We start from the raw sequence: 17213 nt of genomic DNA, 5'->3' as shown, positions 1-17213 counted from the left end.
AATGGCAACAGTATCCCTTGAGAACGTCAAAAAGAGCTTTGGCCCGACGGACGTCATTCATGGCATCGACGTCGATATCGCGGATGGCGAGTTTATCGTGATCGTGGGCCCCTCCGGCTGCGGCAAATCCACTTTGCTGCGGATGGTGGCCGGGCTTGAGACTGTGACATCCGGCGAAATCCGGATTGGCGAAGAGCGCGCCAATGACAAGGAGCCGATGGACCGGGACATTGCAATGGTGTTCCAGAACTATGCTCTGTACCCCCATATGTCGGTACGCCAGAACATGGGCTATGGTCTGAAAATCGCCGGATTGCCCAAGGCTCAGATTGACCAGAAGGTGACCGAGGCCGCTAAGCTGTTGCAGCTTGAGCCGCTGCTTGACCGCAAGCCCCGTCAGCTTTCAGGCGGTCAACGCCAAAGGGTTGCCATGGGCCGCGCTATTGTCCGTGAACCTGCCGTGTTCCTGTTTGATGAGCCGCTCTCAAACCTGGATGCAAAGCTGCGTGTCCAAATGCGTCTGGAAATCCGCGAACTGCAAGAAAAGCTGGGTATCACCTCGCTATACGTGACCCATGATCAGGTCGAGGCCATGACCATGGCCGACAGAATGATCGTGATGAACGGTGGTGTTGCCGAGCAAATCGGCACCCCGCTTGAGGTCTATGAGACGCCGCGGACGCTGTTCGCTGCGCAATTCATCGGCAGCCCGGCGATGAATACCTTTGATGCAGAGCGCCAGGGCGGAAAGATCAGGATCAACGATACCGAGATTGGCCCATCAGGCGGGCCCGATGGCCCGTTCAAATTGGGCATACGACCAGAGCATCTGTTCCTTGATGAAAACGGGCCCTTCGATGTCATAGTTCAGATAGCCGAACCGCTGGGGGCGAATACTTTGTTGCACGGTCAGGTGTCAGGCTCTGGCGCGGCAATCACGATCAGCCTTCCGGGTGTTCATCCGATCGAAGGCCGTCATCCCAATATGCGTTTTTCTGTTGCGCCAGAGCATATGCATCTGTTTGACCCTACCTCTGGCATAAGGCTCGAGGGCTGATGCCTTTCCCTCAGGTCGAGGCGTTTCGCGGCGGTAAAAACCTGATCCGTGTAGTAGGGCACCGGGGGGCACGCGGCGTCCTGCCCGAAAACAGCATGATCGGTTTCGATTTTACGCTGTCCATCGGGGTTCCACTTCTTGAGTTTGACGTGGTGCTGACGGCGGATGATGTGCCTGTCATAACCCATAACCATCGGCTGCACGCGCCGACCTTTCGGGATGCCAGCGGTCAGTTTTTGACCGGAAAAGAACCCAAAGTCTCGTCCCTGTCCTTCGACCAGATTCAACAGTTCGAAATCGGGCGCTTGGACGGACACTCGGATTATGGTCGACGGTTCCCCGATCAGGCCCAACTGGACGGCGTTCGCGTGCCAAAGCTGCAGGTCCTGCTGGATCTGATCAATCGGCCGGAATACGGCGAAGCCAATCTGATGCTCGAACTGAAATCTGATCCGGATCTGGCCCATGACACGGCCTATCTGGACCGCTTTGTCGAACGCGTGGTACAGCAGGTTCGGGCCGCTGGCCTATCCGATCGCGTGTTGCTGCACAGCTTTGACTGGACCCTGTTGGAAGTCTGTCAGCGGCAGGCACCTGACATGCCGGCATCTTACCTGACGCAGCTTCCCGAAAATGCCGATGACGTTGGCGAGGATTCCTCCAAGGCCGTTTGTCCGGACTTTCGAGGCCAAAGCGAAAAAATCCCGCAAATGGTCAAGCAAGCGGGCGGCGCGCTTTGGTGTCCGTATTTCGCAGATGTGATATCTGAGGACGTCGCGCTTGCCAAAGAACTTGGGCTTTGCGTAGCCGTATGGACGGTCAATGAACCGGCGGATATCAGCAGGATGATTGATCTGGGCGTTGATGCCATCGTCTCGGACTATCCTGGACGGGTTCAAAGGCATCTGTCGGATTTGGGCATGAGATGGGTGTGATCCAGCCGCGATTTCCGACACGATCGCCATCGCTAATGACGGGACCATTCAGGATCACATCGCCTCGCTGTCGGGTTAGTCTATAGCTGGGCCGCGCGGTTGTTGCTGCACTACGTGCGCGAGGATTCGAACGCCGCCCATGCTTGTTCAAAGGCTTCAAAATCGAACTCTGACGCGCGTGCTGGGCCAAGAATAAGCTTTTCGGTTTCAAGCAATTTGCGGATCGCCTGTTCCAGGCTGTCCACCACTTCGGGCGGGATCACCAAAGCGCCGTGCCGGTCCGCATGCACCAGGTCCCCGTCCTTGATCGAGAGGCTGAAGATGGTCACCGGGGTGCCCACCTCTTTGACATGCACGAACCCGTGGCTTGGACCGACCGAGCCCGACACAACCGGAAACCCATCCGGCAAATCGCCCAGATCCCGCATCACGCCGTTGGTCAACGCACCGCTGATGCCAAACCCTTTGTGGACCGTGGTATTGATCTCACCCCAATAAGCACCGATGCAGTCCGGGAAATCCAAATCTTCGACAACCGTGACAGCCGGGCCTGTGCCCGTTGCCATGTGCCGGTAGTAATCCATCCGGCGCTGACGGATCACCTCGGGGGGGTCTTCAGGCGGGTTCACTGCCGCGATTTTCGCGGTTCTGGCATAGCCGACCATTGCCCCCGCATCGGGGTCCGAGCACAGCATTGTGCCGCGCGTGAAACTGTCGAACCCCCGCTTGCCTTGCGCCACCTCGATCGCGTTGCAAACGGTGGGGGTGTCGACGGACTTCAAAAGATCCAGCAAGGGTTTTTTCATAGTGCCTCCAGCCAACGGCACAGAGCCGCTGTCGTCCGTTCGGGTTGTTCAAGTGTAGGCAAATGCCCTGCCTGCTCGATGACCTCGAAACAGCTGTTGGGCAGAAGTTCATGCATCAAGGCGTGTCGCGAAACCGGGCACAGAGCATCATCTTTCCCGCACAGGATCAGGGCCTGCCCGGTATAACCGCGTAAGGTATCGCTTTGGTCGGGGCGATCTCGCAATGCTTTGGACTGGTTGATAAAAACATCCGGTCCAAGACTCAACGCCATATCCATGCACAGGTTCAGAATTGCCTCGCGGTTCGGGCCGTCGGTCAGGTAGTTTGGTTTCATCTCCTCGGCCATGACCCGGCCCAAGCCCCCACTGGACACAGAGGCGATTTGTGGACCACGCCTGGCTTTGACGTCATCCCGTTCGGCCAAGTGGTTGGTATCCATCAGCGCCACGCTGACGACGCGCTGCGGTTGCTGCCGGATTATTTCCATCGCAACGATGCCACCCATGGACAGACCCGCAAGGACAAAGCGCGGGGGCGCATAAGACAACACTTCGGCGGCCAAAGCCTGCACCGTGTCATGCCCCCCAATCGGCGCGTAGAGGATAGGATTGCTGCTCGAAAGCGCCGCGATCTGCGGGGCAAAAAGCCGGGCGTCGCACATCATGCCGGGCAACATTACAAGTGGTTTCATGTGACCAATGCAGCCCCGTCGGCCAGAGATCCAAGCTTGGCAAAGGCGATATCAGGATCAACCGCACCAAATCCGGCAAAAGTGCCAAATCCGCAATCCGAGCCCGCGATCACTCTTTCGCGGCCGACAATATTCGAAAACCGTTCAATACGTTGGGCGACCAGTTCCGGATGTTCGACAAAATTTGTCGTGGTGTCGACAACTCCAGGTACAAGCACTTTGTCCTCTGGTATTTCGGCTTTGCGGTCACGGAACACTGTCCATTCATGCGCATGACGGGGGTTCGAGGTTTCGAACAGGACATAGCGGGATTTGGTCGACATCAGCGTGCCGAACACTTTGTCCATTCCAATGTCGCAACAATGCGGTCCTTCGTAATTGCCCCAGCAAATATGGACGCGCACCTTGTCAGCGGGAACGTCCTGCAATGCGTGGTTCAGGGCCTCAACATGCAAATTGGCGACTTTGACAAATTCCTCGTCCGAAAGGTCAGAGAACAGCATATGGCGAGACAAGGCCAGGTCGGGGCAATCCAGCTGTAGGTCCAGACCGGCCCCCACAATGGTTTCGTACTCTTGCTTCATCGCATCGGCGAGTGCAGCCAGATAGGCTTCACGCGTGGGGTAGAAATCATTTTGCAGAAACAGCGAGATGACACCCGGGCTGGCCGCGTTCATAAAACCACGCTCGACACCATGCGCGGCCATGGCGGCCTTGAGGTTGTCGATGTCTTTTTGCAGTTCACCTTGCCCTTTTGACCGCACCTCACCCACACACATTGGGCGCGCATATTGTGGCGTACCGCCATCATCAGCCAGACGTTTCAGGAAGCCGGGAAACATCTTCAGATCCGCTGGCGCGTTGCGCGGGCTGTCCCCGTCAAAGCCGGTATAGCGGTCTTTGACATAGGTGGCGTATGAGATCTTCGATGTCTCGCCATCCGATACGATATCGACCCCGGCTTCGACCTGTTTGCGCACTGTCTCGGACACGGCCGAGGTCATACAGGCATCAAACGCATCCGCGTCAAATGGCTCTGCACGCTCGCGCGCAAAGATGAAATCCACGACCTCCTGACTACGCGGAAGGCTCCCTACATGTGTGGTTGAAATGCGGGTCATTCCTTCTTCTCCCTCTGCAAGTCTAATCTGCGCCGCCCGGAAGGCAGCGCAGTTTGTTTCATGCACCTGTCCAAGTTGTACCTGCCGGATCTTCGGTTGCGGTAACGCGATAGAGCCCCGCGTCACCGGTCATCGAAGGCGTGACGCCATAGCTTTCGCCGGGCAGAACCAGTGCGGTATCCCCATTTGTCAGGGTTGTTTCGACATCCTCAATCGTAATCCGCCAGTGGCCACTGGCCGGCATCAAGACCACAGGCTTTTCGGCTTTGACCGGATCAGACACGCACGAGCCGCGACCAAGGAAATCAACCTCGAAACCCGGCTTGTCTTTGATCAGGCCGTTTTCACCGATCACAACGGCAGGCTTGTTTGATGACAGCGCCATCAAATCCCAATAGCGGGCCACGTAATTGCCAATCACATTTTCGACGGGGACCTCGGGATAGGCTTTCAACTGCTCTTCAGTCAGCAAGGGCATGGGCTGTACGTTATGCGGCAGCGTTTCCCCTTTTTTGCTGTCGTAAAGAACCCCATTGTTTCCCAGCATCAAGCCATGGGCCTGCGCATCCTGAATAACCTGCGGCGCCCAGGTGACCCCGCCCCCGGCATCGTCACCACCAAGGACCGCCATGATCATCCCATAGTCCTGCCCCACATTTTCAAACCCGCGGAAGATACCGGTCGGGATGTTGAAGATGTCTCCTTCTTCGGCAATGAACTCACCAGCCGATCCGTATCTGCCCCAGAAGAACCGCCAACGGCCTTTGGCGACAAAGAACACTTCGGCCGTGGTGTGGCTATGCAGAGAGTTCCGGCATCTCGGCGGTTGGCCTGCGGCACCGATGTTGAAACCAATCTTGTCGGTGATGTGGACATGCTGGTCGGGGCTTTCAGATACGCCCCCGCCGATGATGGTGAAGTTTTCCTTTTGATCTGACCCCGGGGTATGGGCGTCGATGAACGCGGTTTTACAGGGTTTCAATTCGCCATAACGGACGATGCGGCTTTGGATGGTACTCATTTCAGTCTTCCTTTTGGTTGGAGTTCGCTGCGGTCAAACTCCGAAACCAGGCGGGCGGTTGTTCAGTCGCCGGGCACGCAGGCTGGCCCGGTGGGCGTGAAAAAGCCGCAGGGCCTGCCCAGCCTCCAGATTTGAGAGACGATGCGACATTTTACAGATCACCGGTTTTCAAAAGGATCTGTTTCCAGACCGACGTTTCATCAAACAGAGTGTATTCACGGCGCAGGCCCCAGGGGCCGAATTCGGCGTGGCTGATACCCAGCACAAAGACCTCGGCCCCCGTCGGCGTGCCGAACACACCCCATCCATCATGCTTGCCATGCAGCGACCAGCGGATCGCGGCGCGAGGCGGCATCATTGGGTCATCGCGACCGATCTGATGTTGAATTTTGAACTCGGCATTCGGGAAAGAGGCGCGAAGTCCCATCCAAAAGCGATCGACCGGAGCCCAGCTGTGACCAGTCGTGCCGCGCGGATATTCCGATTGCACGGCGCGGTCATACTCGGCACTGATCACGCTCAGGTCTGCAGACATGACCCGGTTCAGAATGTCGGCGTATTTCTGACCCCATTCATTGTCATTACCACGCCCTTTGTAAGGTCCAGGCTGATCATTCGCCGGCGTGTAAGGCTGGGCGCAAGCCTCTGGGCCGCCTTCGCGGGCGATCAGATCGCGGGCATATTCTTTTGGGTCCCAACCCATCTGTTGGACAATCGCACCCTGGTCGCGGATCAGCCATTCATCGTTGATCTGGTTGTTGATGGCGTGACAGTCAGCAAGGATACGGTAGACCAGCTTTTTCCCGGTAGCCTTCCCATAGACACCGTCGCCCAGATGGGTCGCAGTCGACAAAAGCCTGTGCGAGGACAGCATGCCATTTTCCGGTGTGCCGGACCAAATCACATCCTCACCCAGCAATGTGCGGTCGGGGAACTCGGCAAGCGTTGCCATGGTAGCGGCAATGACGCCCTGATTGCCAACGACAACTGACCCCGGGGATCGAACCACGATATCGGGTGCATAGTAATGGTGCAGCGTGGCAATGCCCCGATCTTCCCAGATTTCTTTTGTGATCCCAATAATATAGTCAGGGAAATCTTTGAATTTCGGGTCAAATCCCTTCATGTCTTCCATCCTTCAGGTATACGTGCAGAACCGCGAACAATCAGCGGTCCATCTATTTCCAATCGGTGCGGACCAACATCGGGCCCTTCGATTTTGCTCAGCAAAATGTCCACGGTTTCGGCAACCATACGGTTTGCAGGCTGTCGTACAGTGGTCAGGCTATAGGTTGGCCATGCTGCAACGGCCACATCGTCATATCCGACAACCGAAACATCTTCGGGAATCCTTAGGCCCAACTCGAATCTGAGGGTGTCCATCACTGCAATAGCCATGTGGTCATTGGCCACAAAAACGGCGTCGGGCGGGTCCGAAGCAAACATCTCAAGCGTTGCCGCCCGCGACTGTTCGCTGGTGAAGTTCCCAACGCCGCGCGCATGCAGTTCCGCCCCCGCATCATGCAAGGCGGCCCTGAAACCTGCTTCGCGGTCGCGCTGGGTCGACGCGCCTTCCCAACCGGCGATGTACCCGATCTTTTTATGCCCCCCGGCCAAAAGGAATTCGGCAGCCTTGCGCCCACCCGCGATATTGTCCGAGGTGACCGCCGACATGGCCGGGTCGTCCTGAACCCGGTTAAACAGCACCATCGGCACACCGGCAGCCAGACAACGATCCGACAGATCCGACGACAAAGCCACCGAAGCCGCGATAATCCCATCAACCTGAAAATCCAGTATTTCTTCGATCACGTTGTCTATGTTGCCGGCTTGATGCGACGCCATGAAGACCAGCACGTGGTAGCCGCGCTCTTGCAACTTGTTTGTCAGCTTTTCCAACGCTTCAGGATAGAACTGATTGTTCAGATAGGCGACCACAAGTCCAATGATCCGGCTTTTGCCCGAGACAACCGCACGGGCCAGAAAATTTGGCCGATATCCCAGCTCATCCGCTGCCTTGCGCACTTTCGCGACCGTTTTTTGCGAGGCAGATGCACCAGGCGTAAAGACCCGGCTAACGGCGGATTGGCTGACCCCGGCCAGCCGGGCAACGTCCAACGATGTAACCTTCTGAGTAACCATCAGTCTGCCGTCCAGCCTCCGTCCACCAACATTGCTGTTCCTGTAACCAAAGCCGACGCCTCTGATGCCAGGTACACTACCGCGCCCATAATATCCTCAATCTCTCCCGGGCGGCCCAGCTTGATCTTGTCCAAAATCCAGGCCCGTTTGGTCGGGTCCGCGAATGTAGGCCGGGACAAATCCGTCAGGATGAAAGTCGGGCAAATCGTGTTGACACGGATCTTTGCGGGCCCGAATTCCAGCGCCATCGCCTTGGTAAAACCCTCGACCGCAAACTTGGAGGCGCAATAGACCGCGCGTTCCTGCCCGCCGACATGGCCCATCTGGCTTGAGATATTTATCAGCGATCCGGGACGCCCGGCCTCAAGCAACCCTTTGGCAACGGCTTGGGTTAGGAAATAGGCCCCCCGGACATTGACGTTCATGACCAAGTCAAAATCTTCGGGCACCGTTTCGACCGCCTTGCTATGACGTGCAAACCCTGCCGAGTTCAAAAGGATGTCAAACGGCCCGTTTTCGGCGACAGCCGCGGCAGTTCCTGCGACATCGGTGACATCCATCTCAAGCACCTTGGCAGACCATCCCCTGGCAGTCATCTGATCGGCTATCTCTTGTAACGCACTTGCGCGGCGCGCCGCCAATGTGACCTCGGCACCATGCTCTGCCAGCGCTACGGCGCAGGCCAGACCTATGCCCGACGATGCCCCGGCGACTAGCGCACGTTTGCCGCCTAGACTGAAACTAGGGGTACTGGGAAAATTGAGCATATCAGACCTCGCCGACTGGGTATGGAATTTCACCTGCGACACGCGCTTTGTTGAATTCGCGCAGGCGGGCAAAGACATCTACGCCCAGTTGCCGGTACACGTCCAGCAGGTCGACCAACACCCAGTTCTCCCGGATCAGGCCATCTTCCAATCGCCAGAAATCCAACGATCTCATAGTGATGCGCTGGCCAGAAGGGGCGATACCCATCCAGCCGTCATGAGTGATGGTCTGGATCATGTCCGGCCAGCCGGTAACAGCTGCATAATCACCGTCACCAAAGAAATGAAAGGTGATCTCGTCGGCGTATTTGCCTCGGTCCGGCATGCCACCTAGGAAAGGGATCTGGTGCCAGTTGCGAAACCCTGCAATGCCGCGCCCGGTGCCGATCCCAGCGGGGCCGTACCAGTTCATGCGCGGATGCCAGAACCTTTCCATCTCCATCACTTCGGGGCCACCCTGACTGGGATGCTTTTCCAGATGTTCAAGCATGGAAACGATATGGTCGCAGGAGGCCTTCGATTTTGCCTCATCCCAGGGGCCCCGCACGATACCGTCCAGCGTCGCCGGGCCGGGAATACAGAACTCCTGCCCCAAAGACGGGGCCATCGGCCAGGCCTTCGCCTGCATCATCACTTCGGGAATGTCCCAGAGTGCCTGGATTTCGACAACTTTGCGATTTTCAAAGCGGTAGAATTCGTGGAACCGCATATGGGTCAGATGCCCGGTCGGCGGGATGTCCAACCAAGGGGCGACGAAGGTGCCTACGTAGTGGCCGCCACAGCAGACCCAATCATCACCATGTTGCGTCGGCCCGCCCATCACAATCCAATCCCGGCGTTCCAGATCGGGCATGGATTTCAAAAGCGGTGTGTAGCAGGCATCATAGAGTTCCTGCGGCCCGGTCAGGTCGCCGAATGGATGGGGCATGTGGATGACGGCATCGGGCGCAATCACCGCCTGCAGTGCAGCTCGGACGCCGGTTTCGTCAAAGTTATACATGGCTTCGCGCAATGGCGCGATCAGGGCCTTATGGGTAGAATGTGTGTCCATTGCGAAATCTCGCATTGTGTTATCTGCTTTTCTTTCAAAACCCGTGGTGCCCGGGCAAACCCCAAGCGCAAGTTCTGCAGCAATGACCTCACTCTTATGAGGACGCGTCTGCAGCCTCGCGATAAGCCGCACCTTCGCCGTAAGGTACGTTGATGCCCCCATAACGCCGGACGCGAATATTGCATTGCTCGGCATGGCCGACAAAGCCTTCCAGCATACACAGGCGTGAGCCGTATTCGCCGATCATTGCCGCAGCCTCGTCAGTAACAACCTTCTGGTAGCTGTGAGTTTTCATGAACTTGCCGACCCACAAGCCGCCGGTATAACGTCCGGCCTTTTTGGTCGGCAGCGTGTGGTTCGTGCCGATCACCTTATCACCGTTTGCAACATTGGTCCGCGCCCCAAGAAACAGCGCGCCATAGCTGGTCATGTTTTCCAGGAACCAGTCGTCACGGTCGGTCATCACCTGCACATGCTCAGAGGCGATATCATCGGCAACTTGCAGCATTTCGTCATAAGTGTCGCAGACAATGACTTCCCCATACTCCTCCCAGCTGACTTTTGCGGTTCCGGCGGTAGGCAGGATACCGAGGATACGGTCGATCTCGCTCAGCGTTTCTTCGGCCAGCTTGCGCGAGTTGGTGACCAGAACACAGGGGCTGTTGTAGCCATGCTCGGCCTGCCCCAACAAGTCGGTCGCACAAAGTTCGGCATCGGCAGCGGTTTCGTCGGCAATGACCATGGTCTCGGTCGGGCCCGCAAAAAGGTCGATGCCAACGCGACCAAAGAGCTGCCGTTTGGCTTCTGCCACAAAGGCGTTCCCGGGGCCGACCAGCATGTGGACCGGATCAATGGTTTCCGTTCCGATCGCCATGGCACCAATCGCTTGGATACCACCCATGACATAGATCTCATGCGCCCCACCCAGATACATGGCAGCGATCACGGCCGCATTGGGCTTGCCCTGAAACGGCGGCGTGCAGGCGATGATGCGAGGCACACCCGCGACTTTAGCGGTCGCAACCGACATATGCGCCGACGCAACCATCGGGAATTTACCGCCAGGAACATAACAGCCAACAGACTGCACCGGAATGTTCTTGTGGCCGAGGATGACGCCCGGCAAGGTTTCAACCTCGATATCCAGCATTGAGTCGCGCTGCGCCTGGGCGAAGTTTATCACCTGTTTCTGAGCGAACTTGATGTCGGCCAGCTCGCGTTCGGTCAATGAGGCGATCAGCTCGTCGATCTGTTTCTGGCTCAGGCGGAAGCTTTCCGGCGAGTAATTATCAAACTTTTCCGACAGATCACGCACTGCCGCATCACCTCGGGTTTCGATGTCTTTCAGCGTCGCTTCAACGACAGCGCGGGTTTTGGCGTCATCTTCGGCCCGGTCGGCCTCGGGTTTGCCGCTTTTCAGATATTCGATAGCCATTGTCCTAATCCTCAATTTTCGGGCCGGGGCGGAATTTCTTCTCCCCGGTCAAATGTTTCCCACCCTTTGCCCTGGAACAGATCGACTCCAAGCTGCGAGGCGACATGGGCAAAATCGACATTCACCCAGTTGTCGACGATCTTGCCGTCGACAACTTTCCAGAAATCCATGTAACGGATCTCGACGCGCTTGCCGGTGGGCGCAATCCCCAGAAATTCGCCAGAATGGGTTGCTTCCTGGCGGCCAAAAGCTGCCGCCCACTCGCCCATATAAAGCCGGGCCTCGTCGATGCAGGTCTTGTCGGAAAACGCAGCCTGGAACGGGCGTTGCCAGTTTTCCTGGAATTCCTTCAGGCCCATCTTGGTGCCGCAACCCTGGTTGCCAAGCCAGCGGAACCCTTCGGCGAAGAATTCGCCGATGTCTTCGATACGGTGGTCGTTCAAACCATCGACCATCCCCTCGATCACGGCGCGGGTCTCGTCGGTTTTGCTCATGTCCGTGTCACGTGTCAGCACGGCCTGTTCGGGGCGGGAGCCCTTCATGTTTCTCTTCCTTTTATGGTTACCAAGGGGTCTTCTGTGTGGAGGGCGAGGATTAATCCGCCGTCAGAAAATCCCTTGGCATCCGGTTGAGCGCCGGATGGCGCGCAACGGCGTTATGTCTGGCAGAGCAGCTCATGCAGCCTGCTCGGCGATTTCAGCAAAGAGGTCATAGCCCAGTTGCAACAGCACATGCGGGACATCGACAAAAACCCAGTTTTCGACCAGCAGATCGTCCTCGCGGCGCCACCAGTCGCAGACCCGCATGAAGACGCGTTTGCCACTTGCGGACTGGCCGAGGAAAGGTTTCACCTGGACGCCAGTTAACGAGGGCCAACCGCCCGAGCATACGTAGTTACCTTCGCCATAGCGGGTGAAATGCGCCGTCATACCGTTGCCCGCAGTGCCGCCGGACCAGCCTTCAAAGGTGGCTTCGAAAGGCACCTGGAAGCTGGCAAAACTCTCGATCCCGACGAAAGAACCGAAGGCGCCGGGGCCGTACCAGACCATGTTGTCATGCCAGTAGGGGCGCCAAGCCTCGTTCTCGGTAGCAAGCCCGGCCAGCATTTCTGTGACCATATGATAGCTCTTGGCACCCTCGGCAGGATCCTGCGGAGTGGTCAAGATGCCATCATGGCTGGCAGGGCCCTGAATCATGCCGGTGAAGCCGCGGGTCTTGCCCGGGCTGTCGGGGATCGGCCATTGTCCAGCGGCCAGCATCAGCTCTGGAATATCGAAGAAGATATAGCTTTCCACCGCCTTGCCGTCCTGCATCCGGTGGAACTCGCCGAAGCGCAGATAGGCAAGCTCGCCTGTGGCCCGGATGCCGAGCCAGTCGCGCGAGAACCGACCAACGAAATAGCCGGTGGCGCTGATCCAGTCCTGCCCGTCAAATTCGCCGGCCATGACGATGTCATCGCGCCGAAAAAGCCCGTCGAAGGCAGCGGCGAGCGGGGCGATGACGTGATCGTGCAGCCCGAGGCCGCCCGCGACCTCATTGAAGGGATGCACCACGTTGACATGTGCACCGGGGGCGAAGAAGGCGTCAAATGCCGGCCGGAAGTTGCCAGGATGGCGTTGTGCTTCGGTGAATTTCAGAAAGGGTTTACGGTCGAGGTTTTTCATCTTCTCTGTCTCAATGGGGTCTGTTCGGGGCGTGTTCGGAGAAGCGCCCCGCAAGGTCCCGCGCGCATCAAAGCAAATGGAATTCGTCCCGGCCGCCGGGTCCTGCGCGCAGCCACATTCAGTCTGGCTGTATGCGCATGGGCAGATACGGACTGAGGATGAGTGCGTCCCATCAGAGTTAGCCTTTCACAGCCCCGGCCGTCAGACCGCCTACAATCTGTCGCTGGAAGAACATGACCAGAATGAACAGTGGAACTGTGGCTGAAACCACAGCCGCAACCGCGAACATCACGTTACCTTCAGTCTGCGTTGTACCAAGAAACGCGGCAATGGCAGGCACCATCGTGCGGTTGCTTTCGGACAGAAGCATCGCCCCGACAGCAAAATCGTTATAGGCCAGCAGGAACGAGAACAGCCCGGTGGTGATCACCCCTGGCCACATAACCGGAATGATCACGCGACGAAATGCCTGGAACTGGTTGCATCCGTCGACCTTGGCACTTTCATCCAGCTCGCTTGGGATATTCTTAAAGAAAGAATGCAGCATCCACAGAGTGAACGGCTGGTTTATCGCCACAAGCACGATGATCGTGGTTGGAAGGATCCCCCAGATGTTCCATTCGAAGAAAGGCAGCAAATATCCCGAGACCAGCGTAATCGGTGGCATAGCCCGGAAGATAAGTGCCGTGATCAATAGCCAGAACGTATAGTTGTAGGTCGACCGGGACAGAGCATAGCCCCCCAGCGTTCCGATTGTGAGCGAGATGGTGACAACAAAGAAACAGACGATCCCTGTGTTGAGAACATTCCGCCAGAATTCTTCCTGTATCCAGGCGCCCTCGTACCCTGTGGTTGTGAAAGGCGAGCCATAGACGGCTTCGGTCCGTGCTCCGGTGATGGCATTGGTCCAGTCGGCGATCGAAAAGAAATCCAACTCTACTTTGAACGAACCCCAGACCGTCCAGAGGAACGGGAAAGCGGCCAGAACGAACCATAGGATCACAAATAAGGACGAGGCGATCCGGAGACTTCTAGGCATTCTTTGTGCGCGGCTGGCCATATTATCTTGCTCCTTTGAAGTCGCGCCAGGTGCGGACAAGCACCGGTGACAGCAGAATGGCGACTCCGATTATCGTGATCACAGAGGTCGCGGCCGCGGAAGAAAGCTGCCGGGTTTCACCGCCTAAGTCGTTGAAGATGAATGTACTAAGGGATTGTGCGTGCGCACCTGCGCTGAACCCGATTATCGGTTCAAACACCTTGAAGTTGTCCATCAACTGAATCAACGCAACAAATGTGACCAGTGGCATGAGATGAGGAACGACCACGAACTTAACCTGTTGCCAGCGGGTTGCCCCGTCTATCTGGGCGGCCTCGATTTGATCCTGGGGCAATGTTTGCAACCCCGCATAGAACACGACAAATGCAAATGGAGCGGCGTGCCAAACTCCATAAACCATCAGCGCCACCCACATCAGCCCGGTTGAGGCCTTCAGGCTAAAATCCGGATCCCCGGCCAGATATACTAGGGCGTTGCCGATGACCCCGCGGCTGTCAATCATCCAGAACAGGATAAGCGAGCCAATCAACGGAGTGACGATCATCGGCAGAAGCGAAAAGAAGATCAGCAGCCCTTTGAGATTTCGGTGCAGGGAGTTGATTGCCAGCGCAATCACCAGCCCCAAAATGATTGTGAGCGGCGTCACAACAAACGTGAAGGTCAGCGTAAAAGCCATTGCCCTGTAAAAGGGCAAATTACCGATCTTTGAGAAGAAACCGCCCCAGGTTTCATTCGCAGCCCAGATCTGTCCAATTTCCTGGATCGCCAGGTGGCCACGGTCCAGGTAAATGTCCAATCCGACAAATCGGCCCAGTGGTTTCTCGGCGCGAAGGGCGGCTGTTGCCTCTTGATCAATCGTGGTCTCTGTCGTGCAGCCAATCAGGGGGGTGCAGCTTTCGACCTCTAACAAAACGGCCGGATGAGGCGCGAAAATGGATTGGGTCACCACCGAGACTATCGGCATCGCGATGAACAGCAGCATCGCAAGCCCGGTGGGCAGGAAGAACCACAGGAAGGTCTTATGGCGCATGTCGCAATCCCCACGTGAATTGGTTTGTGCGGGCGGTCCTTACAGACGCCCGCACGAGTCAGGCCCTACTGGAGGAAACCTTGTTCGATGGCAGCCGCGCGATATGCGGCTTCGACATCGGCCAGCGCCTGCTCAGCGCTTTCCTTGCCTTGCATGAAGTCTGAAAGTTCATTGCCTAGCGCGCTGTGCATCAGGCCCATGTAAGGCAACATCGGATAAGGCGGTGTGCCCATTTTGGCCGCCTCAAACACGCCTTCGGCGTCCGCACCAGGCTCGTAGCCTTCGATCAACCATACCGCCAGCGGCGTGGTTTCATCGTTCAGCATGTCAGGACGGATACCGTGTTTCATCGCGATGAACGTAGCCTCGGCTTCTTCATCCGAGATGTTCTTGCCGACGGTCCAGCCGTCCCACCACAGGGTCGATGCCGGCGTCGAGCCGCCGCCGACTGTCAGTGGTGCGCCGATCGCATGACCGTCGATCACTTCCTGAAGCACGCCTTCGGTCGTGGTTTGCTGCGATGCGCGTGAACCCCACATGTTCATGATTGCAACGTTTCCAGCGCGGTATTCGGCATTAGTGGCATTGGAATCGTGGGTCAGAAAGTCGGGGTTCATGTATTCCGACAAAGCCTTCATCATGTTCAGCGCATTGACACCAGCCTCAGAATTCACGTTGGGCTCAGCTGTTCCGGCTTTGAAGTGGCTGCCGCCATAGCCAAGAAAAATGTTGTTGAATTCCTGTGCCAGATTCCAACCCGACGCATAGGCGCCGCCAACCGGGTTTTGCATGATGCCCTGCTCGCGAATGGCTTTGGCCGCTTCGAGCAATTCTTCATAGGTTGTCGGCACTTCGACACCGGCCTGTTCCAACACGTCCTTGCGATACATCAGGTGCTGAGCATTCGCCATGAACGCCACGGCCATAATGTCATCACCAATCTTGATCAACTGACCTGGCTGCAGGTCCTGACCATGCTGTTCCACCAGATCGTTGAGCGGCCGAATAACATCTTCGTTCATCAACGCCACGATCGAGCTGTTGGCGATGATGGCACTGGTGTATTCAGACGGGTTTCCGGACAGACCAGCCACGTTGATGGTCTGGTGCTCGGAGGTCAGGTTTGAATCGACCGATGCGCCTGTGCATTCTTTCGCGCCGGTTGCGACGGCCTGAATGGCCGCAAATTCGTTACCAACGATATTCACGCGCCCGCTAATTTCACAGGCATAACCTGCGCTGGCGGCAAAGGCGGCCAAGGACCCAGCCAATGCAATTTTCTTCAGAAACATTTGTATTCCTCCCTAGGTAGATGGGTGCATCTTCGAAGTCTGCACCTGCGTTAAACCCGGCAATGCGGGTTTGGATTTTCTGTTCAGCGCTCCAAACGCGTTCCGGTTTGCGCATCAAACAAGTGGCAGTGATCGGTGTGGATATGGATTGAAACCTGATCATCGATTTCAGCGCGATAGGTTTTGTCGGCTTTGACCGAAACCAGCGCGCCACCGATCCGAACCGAGACCATCGTGCTGTCGCCCAAAAGCTCCTGCGTGTAGATGGGCCCGTTAATCTCGCCGCCGCTTTCCACGACATTGGCGTCCTCGGCGCGAAAGCCCAGCGTAATCGGGCCGTCCGACGCATTCAGCCCATGCACCTCAGTGTTCTGAGCCCGAAACACCCCATCCTGAACCTGACCATCGATAAGGTTCATTGCCGGATTGCCAATAAAGCTGGCCACAAAAGTGTTTGCGGGTGCATCGTAAATATCGGTCGGAGAGCCAACCTGCTGCACGATACCCTGCTTCATGATCACCACACGATCTGCAAGAGTCATCGCTTCGATCTGGTCATGAGTCACGTAGATCGTGGTCACGGCAAGCTCGTGGCTGAGGTTCTTGATCTGCGCGCGCGTCGAAACACGCAGCTTGGCGTCAAGGTTTGACAGCGGTTCGTCCATCAGAAAGACATTTGGCTCGCGAACAATGGCGCGGGCCAAAGCGACGCGCTGACGCTGGCCGCCCGACAGCTCTGCCGGTTTGCGATGCAGAAAGTCATCCAGTTCGACCATGGCCGAAGCGCGGCGCACTTTTTCGTCATGTGTGGAAGGGTCGATGCCGCGCACCTTCAGCGGGAACCGGATATTCTCATAAACATTCATGTTCGGATAGAGCGCGTAGGACTGAAACACCATGGCAACATCGCGGTCCTTGGGCTCCATGTCATTGACACGCTCGCCATCTATCAGAATGTCGCCCTCGCTGGCGTCTTCCAAACCCGCAATCATGCGCATGGTCGTCGTCTTGCCACAGCCTGATGGGCCAAGAAGAACCAGAAACTCTTTATCGGCAATAGTCAGGTCGAAATTATCCACCCCCACAAACGATCCCCAACGTTTCCCAACACTGCGAAGTTGAATTTCGGCCATTCTGTCC

General features: G+C 56.9%; 17 protein-coding genes. 2 read left to right on the top strand and 15 right to left on the bottom strand.

Annotated elements, in window-relative coordinates; genetic code table 11:
* Nucleotide 1 precedes the first annotated feature (1 nt).
* Nucleotides 2–1057, top strand: a complete 1056-nt coding sequence (gene ugpC, locus AC2FFF_RS09225; RefSeq protein WP_281972850.1) for a sn-glycerol-3-phosphate ABC transporter ATP-binding protein UgpC — start codon at nt 2–4, stop codon at nt 1055–1057.
* Complete coding sequence (locus tag AC2FFF_RS09220; protein WP_496750714.1) at nt 1057–1992, top strand: glycerophosphodiester phosphodiesterase family protein; 936 nt, start codon at nt 1057–1059, stop codon at nt 1990–1992. The genes ugpC and AC2FFF_RS09220 overlap by 1 nt, the downstream gene beginning before the upstream one ends.
* Nucleotides 1993–2102: 110 nt before the next feature.
* Here AC2FFF_RS09220 and AC2FFF_RS09215 read toward each other — a convergent pair whose 3' ends face one another.
* The 15 genes from AC2FFF_RS09215 to AC2FFF_RS09145 all read right to left on the bottom strand — a co-directional run bounded on the left by AC2FFF_RS09215 (nt 2103) and on the right by AC2FFF_RS09145 (nt 17206).
* Entirely contained in the window at nt 2103–2798 is a 696-nt protein-coding gene (locus AC2FFF_RS09215) for an RraA family protein (protein WP_281972848.1), read from the bottom strand.
* The gene (locus tag AC2FFF_RS09210; RefSeq protein ID WP_281972846.1) at nt 2795–3490 is read right to left on the bottom strand and encodes an alpha/beta fold hydrolase; all 696 of its coding nucleotides are present in this window, start codon (nt 3488–3490) and stop codon (nt 2795–2797) included. Before AC2FFF_RS09210 ends, AC2FFF_RS09215 begins: the two co-directional genes overlap by 4 nt.
* A complete protein-coding gene (locus AC2FFF_RS09205; RefSeq protein ID WP_142639909.1) occupies nt 3487–4611 on the bottom strand; it encodes a cobalamin-independent methionine synthase II family protein in 1125 nt (374 codons plus the stop codon). Before AC2FFF_RS09205 ends, AC2FFF_RS09210 begins: the two co-directional genes overlap by 4 nt.
* A gap of 58 nt (nt 4612–4669) precedes the next feature.
* A complete protein-coding gene (locus AC2FFF_RS09200) occupies nt 4670–5632 on the bottom strand; it encodes a cupin domain-containing protein (RefSeq protein ID WP_281972845.1) in 963 nt (320 codons plus the stop codon).
* 151 nt (nt 5633–5783) lie between these two features.
* Entirely contained in the window at nt 5784–6758 is a 975-nt protein-coding gene (locus tag AC2FFF_RS09195; RefSeq protein WP_281972844.1) for a nuclear transport factor 2 family protein, read from the bottom strand.
* Nucleotides 6755–7774, bottom strand: coding sequence for a LacI family DNA-binding transcriptional regulator (locus AC2FFF_RS09190; RefSeq protein ID WP_142639914.1), 1020 nt, complete (start codon nt 7772–7774; stop codon nt 6755–6757). Before AC2FFF_RS09190 ends, AC2FFF_RS09195 begins: the two co-directional genes overlap by 4 nt.
* Nucleotides 7774–8541 carry an SDR family NAD(P)-dependent oxidoreductase gene (locus AC2FFF_RS09185; protein WP_271949099.1) on the bottom strand — a complete coding sequence of 256 codons (768 nt, stop codon included), beginning with the start codon at nt 8539–8541 and terminating at the stop codon, nt 7774–7776. The genes AC2FFF_RS09190 and AC2FFF_RS09185 overlap by 1 nt, the downstream gene beginning before the upstream one ends.
* Nucleotide 8542: 1 nt before the next feature.
* Nucleotides 8543–9592, bottom strand: coding sequence for an ester cyclase (locus tag AC2FFF_RS09180; RefSeq protein ID WP_281972843.1), 1050 nt, complete (start codon nt 9590–9592; stop codon nt 8543–8545).
* A 94-nt stretch (nt 9593–9686) separates the two neighbouring features.
* Nucleotides 9687–11027 carry a histidinol dehydrogenase gene (hisD, locus tag AC2FFF_RS09175; RefSeq protein ID WP_142639918.1) on the bottom strand — a complete coding sequence of 447 codons (1341 nt, stop codon included), beginning with the start codon at nt 11025–11027 and terminating at the stop codon, nt 9687–9689.
* A gap of 11 nt (nt 11028–11038) precedes the next feature.
* Nucleotides 11039–11569 (bottom strand): ester cyclase, encoded by a 531-nt coding sequence (locus AC2FFF_RS09170; protein ID WP_281972842.1) that lies wholly within the window; start codon nt 11567–11569, stop codon nt 11039–11041.
* Between the two features lie 132 nt (nt 11570–11701).
* Nucleotides 11702–12691: a nuclear transport factor 2 family protein gene (locus tag AC2FFF_RS09165; protein WP_142639922.1), complete on the bottom strand. Its 990-nt coding sequence runs from the start codon at nt 12689–12691 to the stop codon at nt 11702–11704.
* 178 nt (nt 12692–12869) lie between these two features.
* On the bottom strand, nt 12870–13751 hold the full coding sequence (locus AC2FFF_RS09160; protein ID WP_281972841.1) for a carbohydrate ABC transporter permease: 882 nt from the start codon (nt 13749–13751) through the stop codon (nt 12870–12872).
* Nucleotide 13752: 1 nt separating this feature from the next.
* The gene (locus tag AC2FFF_RS09155) at nt 13753–14781 is read right to left on the bottom strand and encodes a carbohydrate ABC transporter permease (protein WP_142639926.1); all 1029 of its coding nucleotides are present in this window, start codon (nt 14779–14781) and stop codon (nt 13753–13755) included.
* Between the two features lie 65 nt (nt 14782–14846).
* Entirely contained in the window at nt 14847–16073 is a 1227-nt protein-coding gene (locus tag AC2FFF_RS09150; RefSeq protein ID WP_271949112.1) for an ABC transporter substrate-binding protein, read from the bottom strand.
* Between the two features lie 83 nt (nt 16074–16156).
* On the bottom strand, nt 16157–17206 hold the full coding sequence (locus AC2FFF_RS09145) for an ABC transporter ATP-binding protein (RefSeq protein ID WP_142639930.1): 1050 nt from the start codon (nt 17204–17206) through the stop codon (nt 16157–16159).
* Nucleotides 17207–17213: the final 7 nt, after the last annotated feature.

The sequence above is a fragment of the Ruegeria sp. YTSA226 genome (assembly GCF_059609905.1).
Note: the sequence above shows the minus strand (reverse complement) of the source record. Positions and strands in the feature narration are given on the sequence as shown.

Excerpts from the sequence above, each read along its gene's own strand:
- ugpC (WP_281972850.1), top strand. The coding sequence starts at position 2 with ATGGCAACAGTATCCCTTGAGAACGTCAAAAAGAGCTTTGGCCCGACG.
- AC2FFF_RS09220 (WP_496750714.1), top strand. The coding sequence starts at position 1,057 with ATGCCTTTCCCTCAGGTCGAGGCGTTTCGCGGCGGTAAAAACCTGATC.
- AC2FFF_RS09215 (WP_281972848.1), bottom strand. The coding sequence starts at position 2,798 with ATGAAAAAACCCTTGCTGGATCTTTTGAAGTCCGTCGACACCCCCACC.
- AC2FFF_RS09210 (WP_281972846.1), bottom strand. The coding sequence starts at position 3,490 with ATGAAACCACTTGTAATGTTGCCCGGCATGATGTGCGACGCCCGGCTT.
- AC2FFF_RS09205 (WP_142639909.1), bottom strand. The coding sequence starts at position 4,611 with ATGACCCGCATTTCAACCACACATGTAGGGAGCCTTCCGCGTAGTCAG.
- AC2FFF_RS09200 (WP_281972845.1), bottom strand. The coding sequence starts at position 5,632 with ATGAGTACCATCCAAAGCCGCATCGTCCGTTATGGCGAATTGAAACCC.
- AC2FFF_RS09195 (WP_281972844.1), bottom strand. The coding sequence starts at position 6,758 with ATGAAGGGATTTGACCCGAAATTCAAAGATTTCCCTGACTATATTATT.
- AC2FFF_RS09190 (WP_142639914.1), bottom strand. The coding sequence starts at position 7,774 with ATGGTTACTCAGAAGGTTACATCGTTGGACGTTGCCCGGCTGGCCGGG.
- AC2FFF_RS09185 (WP_271949099.1), bottom strand. The coding sequence starts at position 8,541 with ATGCTCAATTTTCCCAGTACCCCTAGTTTCAGTCTAGGCGGCAAACGT.
- AC2FFF_RS09180 (WP_281972843.1), bottom strand. The coding sequence starts at position 9,592 with ATGGACACACATTCTACCCATAAGGCCCTGATCGCGCCATTGCGCGAA.
- hisD (WP_142639918.1), bottom strand. The coding sequence starts at position 11,027 with ATGGCTATCGAATATCTGAAAAGCGGCAAACCCGAGGCCGACCGGGCC.
- AC2FFF_RS09170 (WP_281972842.1), bottom strand. The coding sequence starts at position 11,569 with ATGAAGGGCTCCCGCCCCGAACAGGCCGTGCTGACACGTGACACGGAC.
- AC2FFF_RS09165 (WP_142639922.1), bottom strand. The coding sequence starts at position 12,691 with ATGAAAAACCTCGACCGTAAACCCTTTCTGAAATTCACCGAAGCACAA.
- AC2FFF_RS09160 (WP_281972841.1), bottom strand. The coding sequence starts at position 13,751 with ATGGCCAGCCGCGCACAAAGAATGCCTAGAAGTCTCCGGATCGCCTCG.
- AC2FFF_RS09155 (WP_142639926.1), bottom strand. The coding sequence starts at position 14,781 with ATGCGCCATAAGACCTTCCTGTGGTTCTTCCTGCCCACCGGGCTTGCG.
- AC2FFF_RS09150 (WP_271949112.1), bottom strand. The coding sequence starts at position 16,073 with ATGTTTCTGAAGAAAATTGCATTGGCTGGGTCCTTGGCCGCCTTTGCC.
- AC2FFF_RS09145 (WP_142639930.1), bottom strand. The coding sequence starts at position 17,206 with ATGGCCGAAATTCAACTTCGCAGTGTTGGGAAACGTTGGGGATCGTTT.